Genomic DNA, 19,530 nt, shown 5'->3' on the forward strand with positions numbered 1-19,530 from the left:
GTTTTTAGGAAAACGATTTCCCGAAAATGTGTTCTTGTTACATCTGGATTGGAAATGGATTGTTTAGTAAAGGAGGTTTGAATGATCACTTGTCTATTTTGTCCTAAATAACTAAAGCGCTTTCATTACGTATTTAAGTGAAAAAATCAACGCTAAAAAGGAGTGAATTAGTTTGAAGAAAACATTTTTTCTGTTGTTGCTTAGTCTGAGTATGATACTCGTTGGTTGCGGCTCTTCGGAAACAAGTGATACAGGGAGTGCTCAAGATCAAGCCGGTGGAGAAGAAGCGTCAAGAGATGGCGGAGGTGAAAGTATTGAATTTGGTTTTGGCCATGCGATGGCCCCAGATCACCCAGAGCACTTAGCGGCCGTGCGAATGGGGGAGATACTGGATGAGGAAACTGAAGGTCGGATTAAAGTAAATGTATACCCGTCCGCTCAGTTGGGTGGCTCTCGTGAATTAATGACTGGTGTGCAAAATGGCAGTGTCGAAATGGTGGCAACGTCGACCTTTGGTACGGTGGACCAGCAACAGCTAGTTGTAAATCTTCCCTATTTGTTTGAAGATTTCGATCATATTAACCGTTTTGTTAATAGCGATATTTCAACGGATTTGCTGGCAAGGTTGCAGGATCATAATGTTTATGGGTTAGGCTTCTGGACGGTCGGATTTCGAAATATAGGAAATAGACATCACCCGCTTGAGACCCCAGCTGACTTAAACGGTTTACTTATTCGTGCATTTGAGGATGAAATGTTGAAGGACACACTTGAAGCGCTTGGTGCTGACGTAACTGTAATGCCGATTACGGAAGTCTATACTGCCTTGCAAACAGGCGCGATTGATGGGGAGGAAAACCCGTATGTTATTACAGCCACCCAAAAGTTTCAAGAGGGCTATGATTACAAAACAGAAACACGACACTTGAACAACTTTGAAATTGTTGCCGCCAATCTCGATTGGTGGAACGGTTTAACGGAAGACGATCAGGAAATGATTCTCACTGCTTACAGTCAGGCTACTGAATATTACAACCAACTTCAGCAGGAGGCGGATGAAAAGTATAAGCAGGAACTGATTGATGACGGGCTGCAAATTAATGATATCGAGGACTATCAACCGTGGATTGATGCTGTTCAGCCTGTTTATGAGAAGTGGGAGGATACATTTGGCGCAGATTTAGTCAACTCAATTCGTGAACTGGGATGGCAGTAAAAATCGTTATACGAGCTGGGGCGAGTTGTCCCGAAGGCAAGCAACTCCTCCGGGACAACTCCAGTCGGACTTTAGGGAGGTTTCCGAATGTGGATTAGGTATTTGAGCGATAAGCTTGATAGCCTTTCAAGGATCATCACAATGGTTCTACTAGTGATCATGTTCATAAATGTATTTGGCACTGCCGCCTTGCGGTATGTAATTGGAATTAGTTTTGTCGGGTCTTATGATTTTGCGCGGATCTTTTTCTTATGGTGTACGTTCTTTGGAGCCTGCATCGTTTTTAAACAAAAGGAGCACTCTCGTTTTGAGTTTTTTTACATTAGAACAAAAGGAATGGTAAGAAAAACAATTGATGTGCTCTGTAATTTATTGTATGTGGGCTTTTTTTGCATGATTCTAGTTGTCGGTACACGATTGACAATTTCTATATCCACTCAAGTACTCCCGGCTTCCGGAGTATCAGCAGTTTGGCTTTATTTGCCGATTGTGTTAGCGGCCTTTGTAATGCTTGTTCACGTTTTGAATTTTCTATATACCGATTTTTTTAGTCCTAGAAGTAATGAAGAATCGAAATCGGACATTGAGCGCCTAAGTAAGGGGATGAAGGCATGACACTCATTTTAGTGATTGTTTTATTTGCCGGTTTATCATTCATCGGTATGCCATTGGCGTTTTCATTAGGTATTGGAACTGCAATTTCTGTCTTTTTTACGATGGACGTCCCCCTCCATATCATGGTGGAAAGAATGCTGCTTGGAGTGGATTCCTTCCTATTTTTAGCTGTTCCGTTGTTCATTTTAGCCGCAGGGATTATGAATCGGGCGGGAATTACGAGAAGAATCTTTTCGTTTGCAAGAGCGTTAGTCGGTCAGGTGCCTGGCGCTCTAGGCCACTCAAATGTTTTAGCGAGTATCATCTTTGCCGGCATTTCCGGCTCAGCGGTTGCCGATAGTGCTTCTTTAGGTAAGGTGGAAATTAAGGCAATGGAGGAACAAGGGTATCCGAAACCATTTTCCGCAGCTGTGACTTGTGCATCCTCAACGATTGGACCTATTTTTCCGCCTAGTATTCCGATGGTTATTTTCGGAGGAATTGCCGGTGTCTCCGTCGGCGAGCTTTTCCTGGGCGGTGTAATCCCAGGACTATTGATTGCAGTCTGCTTAATGGTGCTTATCTATGTTATTTCCGTTCGGAAAAACTATCCGCGCGATGAAAAATTCTCATTGGGACGCGCCGGAAAAACATTTATGTCAGCCCTTTTTCCTTTGATGACACCAGTACTGATTGTTGGCGGAATAGTAACAGGTGTGTTTACTCCGACTGAAGCGGCAGCTTTTACAGTAGTGTATGCGTTTATTTTAGGTTTTTTTGTTTATCGCGAGCTGAAGTTAGCAATGCTGCCTGAGATTTTTATGGAAACAATTATTACTTCAGCTGTTGTGATGCTCATTATTTCGGTTGCTTCAGCATTCTCATGGGTCCTTACAATGGAACAGCTCGGAAACCTGTTAGCACAATGGGCTTCAGCTGTTGATAATCCATTGCTATTCCTGGTTATTATCAATATTTTTTTATTGCTGCTTGGAATGGTGATGGAAACAACGGCTGTTTTAATTATCATGACGCCGTTTTTTGTCCCATTGGCCCAGACGCTTGGCATTGATATGGTTCACTTTGGCGTGATGATGGTCTTGAATCTGATGATTGGCTTGTCGACCCCGCCATTTGGCTTGGGGCTATTTACAACAAGTAAAATTGCTGATCTTTCTTTAGAAGCAGTAATGAAATCAATTTTACCTTTTATCCCAATTTTGTTAGTGGCATTGATTTTAGTTATCCTATTTCCGACTCTTACGACGTGGCTGCCGTCTTTGCTGATGTAAGTGTTAAGAAATAGGTAAAGGGGGTGAGCAACGAAAGAATTGAAATAAGGTGTTTAGAAACAAACCAACGTAGTGCAAGAAAGGAGATAGAAAGGATGTCAAAAACAATTAACCTTACTTTACCGCTTTATCCAGGAATGCCGGTCGGAAATGTTTGGGCGTGGGATGCCCCGTTTCGCCAAGAGCCCATTGTAACGTTGGAGACTAATGGAGTGCGGATCGATGCTTTGTCGTTTCATTCCGAAACAGGGACGAGACTAATGATGGCAGCAACGATTGATGATAATGCTCCGACAATTGGTGAAATTGAGCTTGATAAATTTGTCAACTGTGAAGCTGTAGTAATCGATATTCCGAAAGGTGCGGAGGAAGAAATTGGACCGGAGGATATCGATCGGCATGTTGCTAATAACCCTGATTACCACATGGGGGATATTGTTCTCATTCGAACAGGGTGGGGAAATAATAAGCGATATGAGAAATTAGGAGATGATTATGCCATTAAGACCCCTCATTTTAGCGAGGCCGGATCTATTAGACTTGCTGAAATAATGAAGGAAAAGGGTAGCGATACGGTGGCAATTGACGTCGCTTATATTGGGTCATGTGGCTGGAAGCATATGAAAAAAGAGTGGGTCGACCTTCCTAAATGGCTTCGGCCACCGTTCCCATCAGAAACAGCAAAAATCTACCTAAAGAATTATACGAAGGATAAGGCCTGGCCTGACTGGGCCGCTTCATGGCCGCTTCATGCCCATGGCTATATCATTGCTGCCTTATGTAATCTAGACCAAATTACAAGCAAACGAATCAAACTGACCGCTTTACCATTAATGGCAAGAGACTGTATAGGGGCTCCTGTTACTGTTGTGGCCATCGAGGACTAAGCTTGATGAGGAGGGCTTTACGTGATGAAAATGGTTGATTTATCCATGACAGTGAAAGACCATTGGCGTTGGAACATTAACCATGAGCTGACGGGTGATTTTAAGGAGGGAGATGATTTTAGATCCTCCCGCTTACAAACAAGTGCCCACGCCTTTACTCATGTTGATACACCGTTGCATTGCAAGGAAAAAGCGGTAACGATTGAAAAGCTTAACGTAGATGCCTACAGTGGTGAAGCGGTAGTTATCGATCTATCAGCGAAACAGGCTGATGAAGCAATTACAGTGGCTGACTTAGAAAATAACGGTAAATTACACGATAATGAAAAAATTATTCTATTAAAAACCTGCTGGGATGAAAAGTATAGTCCTTACAGTCGAGAATATTGGTCAAAAGCACCATATGTGACAGAAGAGGCGGCCATATGGTTAAAGGAGCGAAACCCGGAGGTAGTTGGGTTCGATTTTCCTCAGGATTACCCGATGAAGCTCATTGATGGGACTGGCAAATTTGGTTTGAAGGACATGCCGACTCATGATCTTCTGTTGAAAGAGGGCATTCTACTGGTTGAGTATTTATGTGGCATGTCTCAACTCACAAGCTCCCGCGTGCAGTTTATTTGCCTACCAATCAAGCTAATGGGCTTTGAAGGGGCTCCGGCAAGGGCTATTGTAATTGAGAATAACTAAAAAGGCAGGAATAAGGTAGGAGGTAGTTTATGAGTTTCTCCGGAAAGACAGCAGTTGTAACTGGCGGCGCGAGCGGAATTGGACTTGAAACAGTACAGCTGTTTGCTGAACAGGGAGCATCTGTAGCGCTCATTGATATTAACGAGGAAGCGATTAATGAAGCGGTGGAAGCGACGGTTGCCAAAACAGGCAACAAAAATATTATTGCCATGCAAACAGATGTATCTGATAGTATGCAAGTCTCGGTTATGGCAGAGCAGGTCTATACGGCGTTTGGACGAATTGATTGTTTAGTCAATTCGGCGGCGATAAGAGTTTCGGGGAATGCGATGACGTTAGAGGAAGATATTTGGGATCAGGTGATCAATGTTAATTTGAAGGGGATGTTTTTAACAGCGAAATATTGCCTACCTAAAATGATTGAGGGTGGGGGCGGGGCGATTGTTCATATTTCATCCGTTCAAGCCTTTGCCTCGCAAAAAAACGTTGTAGCCTACACGACGTCAAAAGGCGGCATTAACGCCTTGACAAGAGCGATGGCGATCGATCATGCCGAGGCAGGTGTTCGCGTCAACGCCGTATGTCCAGGAACGATTTATACCCCTGCCTTAGTGAAGTCAGCAAGTCGTTTTGCCGGAGATGAAACATTAAAAGCCTGGGGCGCAGATCATCCGGTTGGAAGGCTTGGGGAAAGCAGGGAAATTGCTGAATTCGCTGTCTTCCTATGTAGCGAAAAGGCGAGCTTTGCCACAGGCGGCGTCCACACAGTGGATGGAGGGCTGCTTGCCAAACTGCCCTGTGAATTACCTGAAAAATAAAAAATATGATTTGAGGAGGAATAACAAATGGGAAAATGGATTGATTTAACATTACCTTTATATGACTATATGCCGGTAGGGAATGTCTGGGCGTGGGATGTGCCATTCCAGTCTACTCCAATTACATCTGATACATTTAATGGCTATGAACTCACGATGATTACAATGTTTTCTGAGACGGGAACGAGGCTAATGATCCGGGCAATGCAAGATGCGGATGCTCCAAAAGTTCACGAACTGCCATTAGATACGCTGATGATGCAAGATGCGGTGGTAGTGGAACTGCCTTGTCAAGCTGATGATGAGCTCTTTGCTGTAGACATTGAGAAAGCCTTCGCCAATGTTACTCTGAAAAAGGGAGATGCGATTATCTTGCGCACAGGATGGGGCGATGATGAGAATTGGGTAAAATTGGGTGATGATTATGCTCGGACAGCCCCTCACCTTTCTAAGGAAGCAGCAGAGAAGCTGGTTGAGATAATGAAGGAGAATGAATCGGAGCTCGTTGGCACGGATATCCCATATTGGGGTGGAGGAAGAAAGTATCAGCTGCCGCAATGGGCCTCAAAGCCGGCATGGGAGCGCAATCCGTTTCCATCAGTAGAAGCAAAGCGGTTTCTCGCCAATTATACATTGGAAAAGGCATATGAGGATTTTCCATCTCCGCATGTACTCAATTCAGCGGATGTGATGTATATCGGGGCGATGTGTAACCTTGGGGAGATAAGGCAATCGCGCGTAAAGCTATCTGTCCTTCCGCTCAAGGTACAGGGAGCCCGCGGGGCCACATGCAATGTTGTGGCATTTGAAGAATAAGAAGTAATTGAATAGCTAGATAAGAGGATTTTTTATACAAATACAAAACCAACCGCCATTAGCTTGAACAGCCAATAGCGGTTGGTTGATTTACGTTAATCAATAAGCTCTGTTGTTTTTAATAATCGTTGAACCATCGCAGCGGCTTCCGCCCGCGTCATCGTATCCTTTGGTTTCAAGAACTGGTCGCTCTTTCCTTCAATGATTCCTTCGGAAATTAAGAGAGCAACAGCTTCTCTGGCCCAAGGAGCGACTTGGTTCGCATCGTCGTATGTCGCAAGCACTTGGTTGATTTGTCCTTCGTTCATTGCTGCCTCTGGTCTAATCAATGTTAAACTGCGGGCGATCATTGTCATTCCTTGTTCACGCGTAATATTGGAATGCCCATGGAACGCTCCGTTGTCATGACCAAGCACGATTCCAAAATCATTGGCAATCGTCACAGCGTCATGGTACCAGGCTGATGAAGGAACGTCATCAAAGACGTTTTGCTCGACATCCTGACGCATTAAGCCTAAGCCTTTTACAGCGATTACGGCAAACTCAGACCGGGTAATATTCCGGTTCGGAGTGAAATTATTATTTCCGGTTCCTTCAATGACAAGGCGTGCACCCATATCATTGGCGCTTGTGTTCACCCAGTGGGTTTTGATATCATTGAAATCTTTTGGATTCCAGATGACAGAATAGATTCCGGAATTGCGCAGGTCATGTATTTCAGCAAAGTAACGGTTATTGATTTCCGTTACAACTGTTGGAACATGGAACAGACTTCCGTCCGGATTGACGATAACCCCTGTTGTAATCCGATTTGGATCAATTCCTTCTGGAAGGGCGATTAATTTTGCTGCATACCCATCCAGTTGTCCGGCTTTATTCGTTTGTCCGTCGTGAGAGAAGCTCAATTCAATCTCAACAGGATGAACGAGTAATTCCTGACCGTTTCCAGTAGCTGTTTCACTTGCAAGCTGAGCCAGTTCTTCTGCGGAGCGTTTGATCTGAATGTGTACATCAATATCGCCGAGTGGTACATCGTTAAACTGTTGGGCGATGTCATCTACATTCAATTGGTCTACTGGAACCGGATAAACTGCCAGCAGATCTTCAATCTCTAAACTAGAGTTGGTATCGGCCAGCTTTTTCAAATCTTCCAAAGTCAACCCTTGAACATTTACATTGCCTTCCTCACGAATATGAATAGCTAACTTCTGGCCATCCTCTTCATCGAGAAGATCTGAGAGCTTATCCTGGTCGATATTGACGGTGATTTCGGTACTATCCTCAAGTTCGTTTTTCTTAGCAGAAGCAAACGGATCTTCCATTCCATCAACGGTTGAGATAATGTCTTCTGAGCCAGAACCATTATCTGGAGCAGGAGGAGTCGGGCTCTGGCCGCCGCCGTTACCACCGCTGCCGCCACTACCGCCGCTTCCACCGCCGCCGTTACCACCACTATTACCAGGTGCTCTGGTAACAGTTACAGTGTATTCTCTGGACGTTCCGTTCTCATCCGTCACTTTAACAATAATAGTGTTTGTTCCTACATTCAGAGAAAGGTTTTCGCTCGGCTGCCCGCTGGAAACTTCCTGCCAACCACCGTTATTTACACGAATCTCGATCTTTGCATTTTGAACCTCTACTGTAGGCGTTAATTTCAGCTGACTAACCGTGTTGGCTACGTTTAGTGAGTAAGAGTCCTTCTCCGGATCGAAAGCCGGGCTTAGGGTGCCGACAGAAGGAATCAGTGAGCCAAGTGTTAGGCCAGGTTCGGTTACTTTCTTCAGTGCTCCTCGCGCATTATCTAATGCTTCAAGAGCATCATTTACTTCCTGTTGAGTGGCGTCCGGGTCATCGAGAACCTTTTGAGCTTCGTCTAAAGCGTCTTGCAGAGCCTGCCACGTAACAGGAGAGTAATCTTCTTCCAGTAGAGAGTCATCAGCAATTTCATTGTTGATTTCATCGGCTCTGTTTTGTAGAGCAGTTTTGTTTACTACAGGAGAAGGGACTTTCTCCAGAGCACCGTACGCGTCGTTTAAAGCCTTTAGAGCATCATTTACTTCCTGTTGAGTGGCGTCCGGGTCATTGAGAACCTTTTGAGCTTCGTCTAAAGCGTCTTGCAGAGCCTGCCACGTAACAGGAGAGTAATCTTCTTCCAGTAGAGAGTCATCAGCAATTTCATTGTTGATTTCATCGGCTCTGTTTTGTAGAGCAGTTTTGTTTACTACAGGAGAAGGGACTTTCTCCAGAGCACCGTACGCGTCGTTTAAAGCTTTCAGAGCATCATTTACTTCCTGTTGAGTGGCATCTGGGTCATTGAGAACCTTTTGAGCTTCGTCTAAAGCGTCTTGCAGAGCCTGCCACGTAACAGGAGAGTAATCTTCTTCCAGTAGAGAGTCATCAGCAATTTCATTGTTGATTTCACTGGTTCTGTTTTGTAGAGCAGTTTTGTCAATGACAACATAACTTACTTCATTCGACGGAGCCGAAGTTGTGTAATTCGGATTATTAGACTTCGCAACGACGTTGACCTTATATGTGCCCGGTGCTAATGGCGGTTCCAAGCTTGAGAGATCCAGCGTTGGATCCGTCACTTCCACTGTACGGGTTGTGCCGTCCTCCAGCTCGATCGTAGCTTCATACTTTTCTGCATCGTTGATCGGACCCCATGTTAACACATCGTCTGTCAGCGTCACTGTTGGCGCTGGTAATGGAGTGGCACCGATTTTATTAACCGCCTCCATCTCAAAATCATCAATCGACGCGCCATTCAAGCCTTTTAAATTGCCATTTTCTTTCGTATAAGACACCAAAACAGTATCGCTGACTTTAATTTCCTTTTCTGGCTTCAACCTCAACGTTTTATTGTCATCTGGGTCAATTTCATAGCTGTCAATCGTTAACGTTTCGTCACCGATTGTAACCGTAAGACCGCTCAAGTCAGTTAAAGTAATAGGCTTGTCAAAAGTCAAGATGATCTCTTGCTCATTAACGTTTACATCCTCAACCGAAGCAGTCGCTAGTTCAGGAGCAACTACGCTAAATGTGAAATACTGTCCGTCTTCTAACGTAACATCTTCAGCTACGTAATACGAAATCCCATTAATCTCGTTAACTGCTAATGCATATTCAGTAGCGTTTGAAAAGTCGGTATCATTGTCACTAACAAGCAGCTTTTTCCCGTCTAGAAGCGCATCTGCCGGAATAGCTACTTGTACGGTTCCTACATCCTTCGAATTTTGGACTTTCCAAATCCGTTGCGGATGGTATTCTGTATCCTTCACATGCACGTCAAATACCAGGTCTTCCCCATTGTCGCTCCAGATCAGATATTGCCCATCGCTAGTAAATTCATTGCTGTTTTGCGCATTGGTTTCCGCTACAATCCCTAAACCGATTGCAATCTGCGGTACGTCTGGATGAATACTGTGACTTTGTTTCTGATTAAGATTTTGGGCATCATCACGACCAATACCTGCAATGTTGTGCTTGTAAGTACCGTCTACTTCCCATACGATCTCATCGTTGGTAGCAACGTAAGGACTGTTACCTTCGTTGAGGGTAATCCCATACTTCACTGCCAGATACGTTTCAATTTTGGCAGCTTCGGCACTAGTTAGATTATCATAAAGGATGATCTCAGCCACATCGGCACGAAGACCTGTCCAATCTTGAGTACCGCCGTTTGTAGCCCCAATGACAGGAGAAAATGTTATTGGTCCAAAGTTTCCTCTCCGATTTACGGTACTGTTCTTGCCATCAACTCTACCTACATGATTTGTGTTAGTTATAATCTCAAATCCCGTAAGCTGATGACGAGTTCTATCGACTGTTGGGACATAAGTATACAGGTTTTGGTGACCGTTACCTGTAGCAAAGTCATTTTCCCAGCCTCCTAATATAATTACACCATTGTTGCCTCCTGGATTTACCGAACTTCCTACAAGAACACCAGAATGCCCGGATGAAGGGGACTTATAAACGGCGTAACCGGACTGGAATGTTAGCTGTTTATCTCCAACTAGTTTGGCTGACTCATTGTAGTGCTTGTATTTTGCAGGATTATCAAACGTTATGCTCGGATTGAAGTTCACACCGTTCGCGTTATATGTCGGTGTTCTTGCTTCCTGTCCTGCTGGTACGTCAAGTGAAAAATTGACAGGAGCAGGAGATCTGTCCGCCCACCCGGTCAGCAGTCTACCATCATGAGCTACACCCTCATCCGCTTTCAACCAAAGAACCGGTTGTACGTTTGATCCACCTGGGACTGCTGGACCAGTCACGAATTGATGATCTACTGTCTGGTTGAATGGATCAATCGGAACACCATTAGTGCCCTTTAGAGTCCGGTTTCCATCATAGTCTACGTCAACTGCTTTATCCGTCACATCGGTTCCGTCCGGCAGTATCAAAATCAGTTTGGTTTTATCTAGCGAATCAACTTCGAAAGCAGTTATGCCTACTTCCGTACCATCAATAGTAACGGTAAAACCGCTCACATCGCTTAAGTCTATTTCCTGATCAAACGTCAGGACGATATGAGTTTCGTCTGCATCTGATTTCTTTAAGGTTGCGTTTACTAGCTCCGGAACCGAAGCGGCAATCGTAAAGTACGAAATGCTGGCAAAATCCTTTGTATCAATTGTGACCTCGCCATTTTCGATCCGATAGAACGAATCGTCAGCATCAAATGTTTCGTCGTCACTTAGTACGACATATAGCGGCCAATCCGTAGCGCCGTCTACTTTGTCGATTTTCAGAGTGATTGTCGTATCCTCATTTGTGTCAGGGTTCACGTCTTGCCAATTCGTTTTCTTGACTTTATAAACACGTTCCATCCGTTTCAGATTTTCATCCGATTTGTCGGCTGGATCAATAAAGTTAGTGCCTGCTCCATTATCACCGAACAAGAAGTACGATTGGTCATTCCAGATGGTATTCAGATTTTCTTCGTTAGAGCTGGCAACGGAATTGCCCAGGGCGATCGTTACATTGGCACCGACTTCCTGCGACATTGATTGCTTTTGATATAAAGCTCCATCGTTATCGCGTCCGATACCGGTAATGCGGTTGCCATATTCCGTGTTGTCAGCTACGGTCCACATGGTGGTATCATGGCTGTCAACGTAATCGGTCGGTAAAGTCAGCCCATACTTTAATGCTAAATAGCTGTTAACTTTGATCCGGTCCGGTTCATCCAATTTCTTGTTGAACACAATGACTTCGGAAATAGAGCCATTAAAACGACTATAATGACCCGCGCCGATATACGGTCCTGCAGAGTAATTAAAATTCACTTCATTTACATCGCTTGCCTCTGTATATAACTCATTTCCGTCCAAAGAGAAGGACCATCCATCCTCAGTTGAACTCCAAATATTCATCACACGAGAATTTTTCAGTTCAAATCCTTGAACATCAATCGTTTTGTTGACTGTGGAACCAAAATATGTGCGGATTTGCTGACCGTTATTCAGTCCATAGGCTGATGCCCCAGGTTTATTGTAGCCTGTTCCGCCTAGATCCCAAGGGAATCCAGCATAATTGTCACTTGCTTGGACGGAAAACATCTCACGTTCAGTGTCGGAAGTAGAACCGACGCCTGGTTTTACAAAATAAGCAGAATCGGGAGTAATTCTAATGCCAGGGTTAAAGTTAACGGAATTGGCATTATATGGAATGCTGGTGGCGGGATCAACACGTCTCCATTGCTCATCAACAGCCAAGTCATCCAAAAATGTTACATTACCGTCGGCAATAACCGCACTTCTCCCTACATCTACCCAAGAAAGTAGACCGTCTCTAACCCCCCCTGGGGCAATTGGAGTAACAGGAGTAACTGCCTGTAAATGATTTCTTGCCGCTTCCAGATTTGTAAGCGCAACTGTTACTTCTTCTGGAGTGGCATTGCTCTTTACCAACACGGCTTGCGCTTCATTCAGCGCGTCCTGCAATGCTTTCCAGCTTTCTTCCGTGTACTCCGATTCGATTAGACCTTCACCGTTGATCTCATCTACTTTCGCTTGCAAAGGCGATTTGTCAGTTTGCCATACTAAGGCATTACCATCACCATAAACAGCAAAAAGATGTGGATGGTTGTCGGCAATCAGGTTCTCCAGCCCCGTCAAATTACCGTCCGTTGCTTGTCCAAACTGACTTCCTGGAGTCATCCGATTTTGCGCGGTGATCCCCGCTTCCCCGGTAAAGTTTCCGTTTAGAGTAAGGAGATGAGCGTCTTGCAAATAAACATTTCGCTCCGAAGTTCCATGCGTATTCCCCGTGATCACTGCATCGCCTGAAAGAAGGATTTGACCACCACGGGACTGAACTCCTCCGTCGGTATTGTTCGTAATGCGGCCACCAGTCATCATAAATTGTGCTCCAGAATCAACCAGGACCGCTGCACCGGCGCCTCCTGAATCACGGCGCTTATTGCCGCTGATTTCTCCACCTTTCATTTCTACAACAGAACCGGGGTTATTGACAAATATCGCACTTCCTAAATGCCAGGAATAGCTGTTTTGTAAAATAGCACCTTCATCAATAGTAAGGGTTGAACCAGTGTAGACATTAAATAATCTTCCATCGAGCGACCCTCGTTCGAGATTGCCGTCAATGATGATATTTCTTAATGTTACATGACTATTATTTTCAAGTTGAAATAGTACTTTCCCACTTGGGTCGCCCCGCTTAATCACCGCGGTCTCTGCGACATCAGGGGCAGTAGAAATTGTAAAATGCTTGTCAGTTATTCTAGCAACTACTTCAACACCACCTGACAATGTGATATCGTCCAAGATATAGATGGTCCCCTCGTCACGAACTTCTTGAGAGGCTTTCTGTATAGTGGCATAAGGATTGTCTCGGGTACCGTCACCGGTACTGTCATTTCCTCCGCTGGAGACGTAAACTGGTCCTGATACCAGCGCGGCGTAGGCAGCATTTAATGCTTCAAGTGCTGCATTTACTTCAGCCAGTGTGGCGGTTCGCTTATTCAACACGTTTTGCGCGTCTTGCAATGCTTCTTGTAGAGCTTGCCAACTCTCTTCCGTATACTTCGATTCGATCAGGTTTTCTCCGTTGATCGTATCTACTCTCGATTGCAACGACGATTTATCAATCTGCCATTCCAACGTATTACCATCACCATAAACAGCAATAAGATGTGGATTGTTATCGGCAAACAGATTCTCCAGCCCTGTCAAACCGGCTTCGGCTGCTTGTCCAAACTGCGCTCCTGGTGTCATAGAGGACGAGGTAATACCTACTTCTCCAGTTAAATTACCGTTTAGAATAAGAGTTCTATAGTTTGCCATATTAACGTTCAGGGCTTGGCCCAAATTATCTCTATTCCCCATGATACTTGCTTCACCTGAAAGCAAAAACTGACCACCATTAGTACCGCGGAATCCAACTCCTCCACCAATATTGTCCGTGATCAGACCACCACTCATAATAAATTGTGTTTCTGCGTCAACCAAGACTGCTGCACCGTTCGAATTGTTGCCGCTAATTTCTCCACCTTTCATTTCGACAACCGAACCTGCATGCTGAATATGGATTACGCCTCCATTAAATGAAGAATAGCTTCCACGTAAAATAACGCCCTCTTCAATAATCAGCTTTGAACCATTGAAGACATTAATTATTCTTCCACTGATCCTTTGCTCGTTGTAGTTACTGTCAATGATAATATTTTTTAATGTTAGCTCGCCTTCAGTTAAGTTAAACTGCGAATCTGTTGAATTATTACCGCTTGGCTCACCACGCTTAATCGTAACAGTTTCTACTTCAGGGGCCGTTGTGATCGTAACACGCTTGTCTGAGCCGAGACTAAGCATCTGTCCATCTTTAGTAGTTTGTGTAATATCTTTCAAGACATAGATTGTTCCCCCGTCAGGAACCTCTTGATAGGCCTTGTTCAATGTAGCATAAGGATTCGCTCGGGTTCCATCACCTGTGGAGTTATTGCCGTCGCTGGAAACGTAAATGCCTTCTGTAGCGGCATAGCTGACCGAAGCTCCTAAGTTTACTCCCATGCCCGTGAAGACAAGAAGAAAAATCAGGAACATAATCCCTATTTTCCGCAAAGTAATTTCATAGCTATGCATTCAGATCATTCCTTTCTAAGATTTTTGAATGTACTGACCAATGACTTACTCTCATTTTCCTGCTAGTATGCGTACCTCCCATACGTATTGTTTTTGGTTAATTGATAATCGAATAATGGAAAAGATAAGTGTATGTTATGACGATGATTGCTGAAGTTACATTCTTGAGAAGTTAGTCTACTAAAAGTGACATACACACCCTCATTTCCACAATTTTCGCCAAGGTACATAGTAGCAAGTCTATCTATACACTTCCTATACAAATTCAATGAGCGGGGAGGCAATACCGAATTACTGCTATAGTGGAGAGGAATGAGGAAGGTGGCATGATTACAGACAAAGCGGTGTGACGATTGTTAACGGTTAGTGAATTTTGACATTGTTTTACGATGATCCGCTTAGTTGTTATTTATTTTTTTATTGAAGTCCAAACTATTTGTTATTCCTTTACGAATATATCCATGAGGAGCAAAAACGAAGCAGAAGCGAGTGGACAGGATGAAGAAAGAAGCAGCTTTACTAAAAAGAATCAAACGAAAAGGGGATAAAGAGGCGGCGAATGAGTTAATTTCTTTCTATTATAAAGAAATGTACCGCTTTCTTTATAAGCAGACGTTGCAGAAGGAACTGGCGATGGATTTGACGCAGGAGGTTTTTATTAACGTCCTTCAATCGATTCATACTTTCGATCAGCGCAAAGCATCCTTTCGCACGTGGCTGTACAGGCTGGCTACGAATCGCATTATTGATTACTATCGCTCGAAATATTATAAATACCACCAGCTGATCGTCCCGATGGAGGAGGAGAGCCTAAATGGTGAAGAGGATTTCACGATCAGGCTCGAGCAGCAGCAGGATCTGGAAAAGGTGGTGGCGGTCGTTAATCAGCTTGATGCCGGTTCGCAGGAAATCTTTCGGCTAAAGCTGTTTGCCGAGTATACGTTTCGCGATATAGCGGAGGTGCTTGATTTGCCTGAGTCAACGGTGAAAACGAAATTTTACACGGCACAAAAGTATGTCAAACAAGTTTGGAAGGAGGGAGCACATGAAGCGTGACAAATTTGAGATTGATTATCCGGCCGAGCAGGAGATAAAGGCAGAGATTCAGACCATTGTGGCGGCGGGACTGGAGGAAAAGGATTCCTTCTACAAACATTTGCTTAAGCTTTATCAGCAGGTTGGTTTTAAGCATCTGTTTCATAATCGGACAGAGCTGCTTTTCTTATTTTTCACCGCGATCGCCTTACTTGCCTTTGTTGCAATCAGCGGGCAAAGCTCGATGTTGCAAACGGATGGTCAGCTTTATTCATTTCTATTTATTACCTCGCCGCTTCTCTATATTCTGAGCTGTCTGCTTTCCTTTTTAAGGGTGTATGAGCATCAGACGTATGAGGTCGAAATGGTATGCAAGTGGAGCTTCTACGATTTGACCGCGTTTAAAATGCTGATGTTCAGCTTTGTTTCTTTACTCGGAAATGCCGTTATTATTGGCATCGTCGCGCCATTTACCGGAATTAATCCGCTCTTTGCGCTGCTTATTTCGGCGGTTGCTTTGTTCCTGTTCTCAAGCTTTTCGCTTTATGTTGTTTATTTTTTACGTTCGCGCTTGACGAAGTACGGGTTCGCTGCCGGCTGGGTGGTCATGAATCTTCTGCTGGCGGGTTACAGTGCTGAGTTTTATCAGCTGTTTCTCAGCCGGGTTCCCGTTGTTATTTATTTGCTTCTATGTGTTGCGAGCGCGGGAATGTATGTTGCTTCATTAAAGAAAATGATTGGACGAAAACGAGAGGGCGTGATGTAACATGTTGGCTGTTCGCCAGGTTGAAAAAAGCTTCAGTGACATGAAAGTGCTGGAAAATATTAATCTTGAATTCACCAATGGGGTGTACGGACTGCTTGCGCCAAATGGAGCCGGCAAGACGACATTGATCAAAATGCTCGTCACACTGCTGTTTCCGGATCGCGGCGAAATCCGCTATAAAGGCGAAAATATAAGAAAGCTTGATGAAAAATATCGAGCTGTGCTCGGCTATTTGCCTCAGCAGTTTGGCTATTACAAAAACTACACGCCAAAGCAGTATTTACGCTATTTGGCAGCCTTGAAGGGAGTAGAGGCGAGGCAGGCCGATGAACGAATTGCCGAGCTTCTGGAGCTGGTCGCGCTTAAAGATGTCGCCAACAAAAAGCTGAAAAAATTTTCAGGCGGAATGCTCCAGCGCGTCGGGATCGCCCAGGCGATGCTTAATGACCCGGAAATCCTGATTCTCGATGAGCCGACTGCCGGCCTTGATCCAAAAGAGCGGGCGCGCTTCCGGAACCTGATGTCCGAGCTTGCCCGTGATCGTATCGTCATCCTCTCGACTCATATTGTTTCCGATGTTGAATCGATCGCCAATGAAATTATTATGATCAAGGACAAGCGGGTGCTTTATAAAGCGCCAATCGCGGAGATTTGTCACGTTGTCGCCGGAAAAGTGTACGAAACCACGATTGATTTTGCCCAGGCACCGGCCTTCCGTCAGCAGTATATATCTCTCGCTGAAAAGCAGGAGGAAGGGCAAATGAAGGTTCGCTTTATTTGCGAGGGTCAGCCGCGCCCTGAATGGAGGGCAGCCGCGCCGACGCTGGAGGACGTATTTCTTTACATTTACCGCGATGAGGTCGAACAATGAGAATTTGGCTGCTGGAATTAAAGAAGATTGTCAGCGCCCCGGTCGTTCCTTTGCTTATGCTGCTTTTTATCGCCTTCAATCTTTATTTGATTTTGACGATGCCCCAGGACCGGGATGAGCTGGCGCTGCTGAATATGCTTGTTGATCAATACGGCTCTCAGATTGATGAGACAATGCTGGCTCAGTGGAAAGCGGATCTTGATGAAGAACAGCTGCTGTTGGAGGCGGAAACGGGTTTTTCGTTGGCCGATCTGGAGCTGGCGGGGGAAGCGGAGCGGGCGCGCTGGTTTGAGTGGATCGTCCAGGACGCGTATTACCAGGCGGCGGTTGAGCTTGCGCAAGGCGGTGAATCCATTGCGATGGACGAAATTGCCGAAGGGGAGATTATGAAGTACGGTCTTAGCGGTACAGCGGCAGAGACGATCAGGCAGCAGTACCGGGCATTGGCGGAACGGGAAAGAGAGGCGGGCGAGGCCGGGGAACAGAATACGCTGTTTTTTTACGGCAAAGTGTATGAAATGCACACCGCTTTATTTCAAACCATTTTCCGTTCCCTGCTTAATCAATCGCTGATTCTCATTGTCCTGATGACGGGCTTTTTGCTGACGTATGAATTTGAAAACCGCACCGCCTTTGTCACCTATACGACGAAAAGGGGCAGACGGCTGCAGCTGGACAAGCTGCTTGTGTCGCTAGTAGCCAGTGTCCTTGCCACCACCGTCCTCGTCGGCTCGACCTTGGCGGCGTATTTTCTCAGGTTTGATTATAGCGGGCTTTGGCACGTGCCGATCAGCAGCCAGTTCAACAGTGAATCAGGAATGGCTTATCTTTCATGGTGGAACCTGTCGTTTGCGGAATATTTACTGGCTTCGATTGTGCTCGTTTATCTTTGCCAGCTGCTGTTTACTGCTTTTACGGCTGTGCTCGCTCTTTTTATTCGCAACAGCTATCTCGTCTTTATTACATTTGCGATTGTCTTTGGCGCAGCGGTGCTTTTGCCCGGCATTGTCCCGACATCGTCAAATCTGTTGTTTGTGACGATGTTTACTCCCTTTACGCTCATTCTTAATCCGCATATATGGTGGACGGGCAATGGAACATTAACGATCTTTTCCTATTATGAACAGGCAACGATTCTCAGCTGGACAATTATAGTCGTTCTTGCTTCAACCTTTGCCCTGAAACGCTTTGGCAAATCCAATCTATAAAAGGAGAAACTGATGAGGATTTTTTTATATGAACTTAAGAAGTTGTTTACCTGGAAAATCATGCTGCTCCTTTTCATTGTCGCCTGCTTGTTTTATCAGCTGTTTATCAGCTTTTATTTCGACCACTTTCCAAATGGCCGACCGAACGGAGACAGTCATCTTGCTTTGATCGAGATGAGGGAGGATTATGGCCGATTTTTGGATGAGGAGGAGTTCGTTCATTTCCAGGAAAAATATGAAGAACGGGTCACTGAGGCCGATCAATTTTTGCAGGCGCGCCCCGAATACGTCGAAGCCGGGATGGGCACCTATGCCGATTTTAGAAACCGTTCCGGTGAGGGTGAGTATGAGCTTAGCAGCCGGCTTTTGTTTGACGAGGGAGTGGATCTTTTCTGGGAGCTGCAGGCACGTGAATATATTATCGAGCGCTATAGCAGGATTGGTACGCTGTCAAATGATTACAATGAAGCCCAGCTGGCACGAGAGCAGCAATTAATTGCCAGCGGGCAGATAACGGCGATTTTCTCGGGTGAAATTTTTGCTAATTACAATTCTTTGATCACTTATACGACGGTGTTGATCCTGCTTAGTTTAATGGTCCTGCTGACGCCGGTCTATTTGCGGGATCGCCGCACTCGTCTCGTCGAGCTGCAATATACATTCAAGAAAGGGCGGCCGCTGCTGATTACAAAGCTTTTTGCCTCTCTGACCGCCAGCTTTTTGCTAATTACAGTTTATTTGGCGGCGCTCTTCCTGCTTTATCGCGGGAATCATACCGCCATGTTTTTAGACGCGCCGGTCAATTCATTCTTTAATTATGAGCTGATTTCCTGGTTTGATCTGACGTTCAGGGATTATATCGCGCTGACGATCGTCGCTGTTTATTTACTCGGCTTTCTTTTCACGCTGCTTATCTTCTTTATTTCAAGTGTCGTCCCAAATTATATTAGCGCGGTCGGCGTACAGGTGCCGCTTGCTTTTGTCAGCTTTTCGATTGGGCTTGACTACTTGCTTGAGCACTTGACCACTTTCTGGCTGCCGGTCTACATGCAGCCGCTCTTATATGGCTGCCTGATTACCGGCGCCATAATCCTGATCGTCGTGAGATGGCGGCGGGAAAGACAGGCAGATGTGCTTTACTAACAAACAGAAAAACTAGTAGCAGCCCGGACGCTGATCAAGGTCCGGGCTGCTATTTTTGATATACTAGAAGAAATATCGTTTTTTGG

The 19,530-nt window shown here is 45.0% G+C and carries 13 protein-coding genes; 12 read left to right on the forward strand and 1 reads right to left on the reverse strand.

Annotation, left to right across the window (positions count from 1 at the left end; all coding sequences use genetic code 11):
* The first annotated feature begins 172 nt into the window (after positions 1–172).
* The 7 genes from M3212_RS03970 to M3212_RS04000 all read left to right on the forward strand — a co-directional run bounded on the left by M3212_RS03970 (position 173) and on the right by M3212_RS04000 (position 6,313).
* Complete coding sequence (locus tag M3212_RS03970; protein WP_251192657.1) at positions 173–1,216, forward strand: TRAP transporter substrate-binding protein; 1,044 nt, start codon at positions 173–175, stop codon at positions 1,214–1,216.
* Between the two features lie 87 nt (positions 1,217–1,303).
* The gene (locus tag M3212_RS03975) at positions 1,304–1,831 is read left to right on the forward strand and encodes a TRAP transporter small permease (RefSeq protein ID WP_251192658.1); all 528 of its coding nucleotides are present in this window, start codon (positions 1,304–1,306) and stop codon (positions 1,829–1,831) included.
* Positions 1,828–3,102 carry a TRAP transporter large permease gene (locus M3212_RS03980; protein ID WP_251192659.1) on the forward strand — a complete coding sequence of 425 codons (1,275 nt, stop codon included), beginning with the start codon at positions 1,828–1,830 and terminating at the stop codon, positions 3,100–3,102. The genes M3212_RS03975 and M3212_RS03980 overlap by 4 nt, the downstream gene beginning before the upstream one ends.
* A 95-nt stretch (positions 3,103–3,197) precedes the next feature.
* Complete coding sequence (locus M3212_RS03985) at positions 3,198–3,989, forward strand: cyclase family protein (protein ID WP_251192660.1); 792 nt, start codon at positions 3,198–3,200, stop codon at positions 3,987–3,989.
* A 24-nt stretch (positions 3,990–4,013) separates the two neighbouring features.
* A complete protein-coding gene (locus M3212_RS03990; RefSeq protein ID WP_251192661.1) occupies positions 4,014–4,679 on the forward strand; it encodes a cyclase family protein in 666 nt (221 codons plus the stop codon).
* 29 nt (positions 4,680–4,708) lie between these two features.
* A complete protein-coding gene (locus tag M3212_RS03995; protein WP_251192662.1) occupies positions 4,709–5,497 on the forward strand; it encodes an SDR family NAD(P)-dependent oxidoreductase in 789 nt (262 codons plus the stop codon).
* Positions 5,498–5,524: 27 nt separating this feature from the next.
* Positions 5,525–6,313 carry a cyclase family protein gene (locus M3212_RS04000; protein ID WP_251192663.1) on the forward strand — a complete coding sequence of 263 codons (789 nt, stop codon included), beginning with the start codon at positions 5,525–5,527 and terminating at the stop codon, positions 6,311–6,313.
* A 95-nt stretch (positions 6,314–6,408) separates the two neighbouring features.
* Here M3212_RS04000 and M3212_RS04005 read toward each other — a convergent pair whose 3' ends face one another.
* Positions 6,409–14,421: an S-layer homology domain-containing protein gene (locus M3212_RS04005; RefSeq protein ID WP_251192664.1), complete on the reverse strand. Its 8,013-nt coding sequence runs from the start codon at positions 14,419–14,421 to the stop codon at positions 6,409–6,411.
* A 498-nt stretch (positions 14,422–14,919) separates the two neighbouring features.
* Here M3212_RS04005 and M3212_RS04010 point away from each other — a divergent pair, with 498 nt between their 5' ends.
* The 5 genes from M3212_RS04010 to M3212_RS04030 are packed head-to-tail and all read left to right on the forward strand — an operon-like array spanning position 14,920 to position 19,444.
* Entirely contained in the window at positions 14,920–15,477 is a 558-nt protein-coding gene (locus M3212_RS04010) for an RNA polymerase sigma factor (RefSeq protein WP_251192665.1), read from the forward strand.
* Positions 15,467–16,222 (forward strand): hypothetical protein, encoded by a 756-nt coding sequence (locus M3212_RS04015; protein WP_251192666.1) that lies wholly within the window; start codon positions 15,467–15,469, stop codon positions 16,220–16,222. The genes M3212_RS04010 and M3212_RS04015 overlap by 11 nt, the downstream gene beginning before the upstream one ends.
* A 1-nt stretch (position 16,223) precedes the next feature.
* Positions 16,224–17,093 (forward strand): ABC transporter ATP-binding protein, encoded by an 870-nt coding sequence (locus M3212_RS04020; protein WP_251192667.1) that lies wholly within the window; start codon positions 16,224–16,226, stop codon positions 17,091–17,093.
* Positions 17,090–18,301, forward strand: coding sequence for a hypothetical protein (locus tag M3212_RS04025; protein WP_251192668.1), 1,212 nt, complete (start codon positions 17,090–17,092; stop codon positions 18,299–18,301). The genes M3212_RS04020 and M3212_RS04025 overlap by 4 nt, the downstream gene beginning before the upstream one ends.
* A 12-nt stretch (positions 18,302–18,313) precedes the next feature.
* Entirely contained in the window at positions 18,314–19,444 is a 1,131-nt protein-coding gene (locus M3212_RS04030) for a hypothetical protein (protein ID WP_251192669.1), read from the forward strand.
* Positions 19,445–19,530 lie beyond the last annotated feature (86 nt).

This window comes from Halalkalibacter oceani (assembly GCF_023715705.1).
In the GTDB taxonomy this organism is placed as follows: domain Bacteria; phylum Bacillota; class Bacilli; order Bacillales; family Bacillaceae_D; genus Halalkalibacter; species Halalkalibacter oceani_A.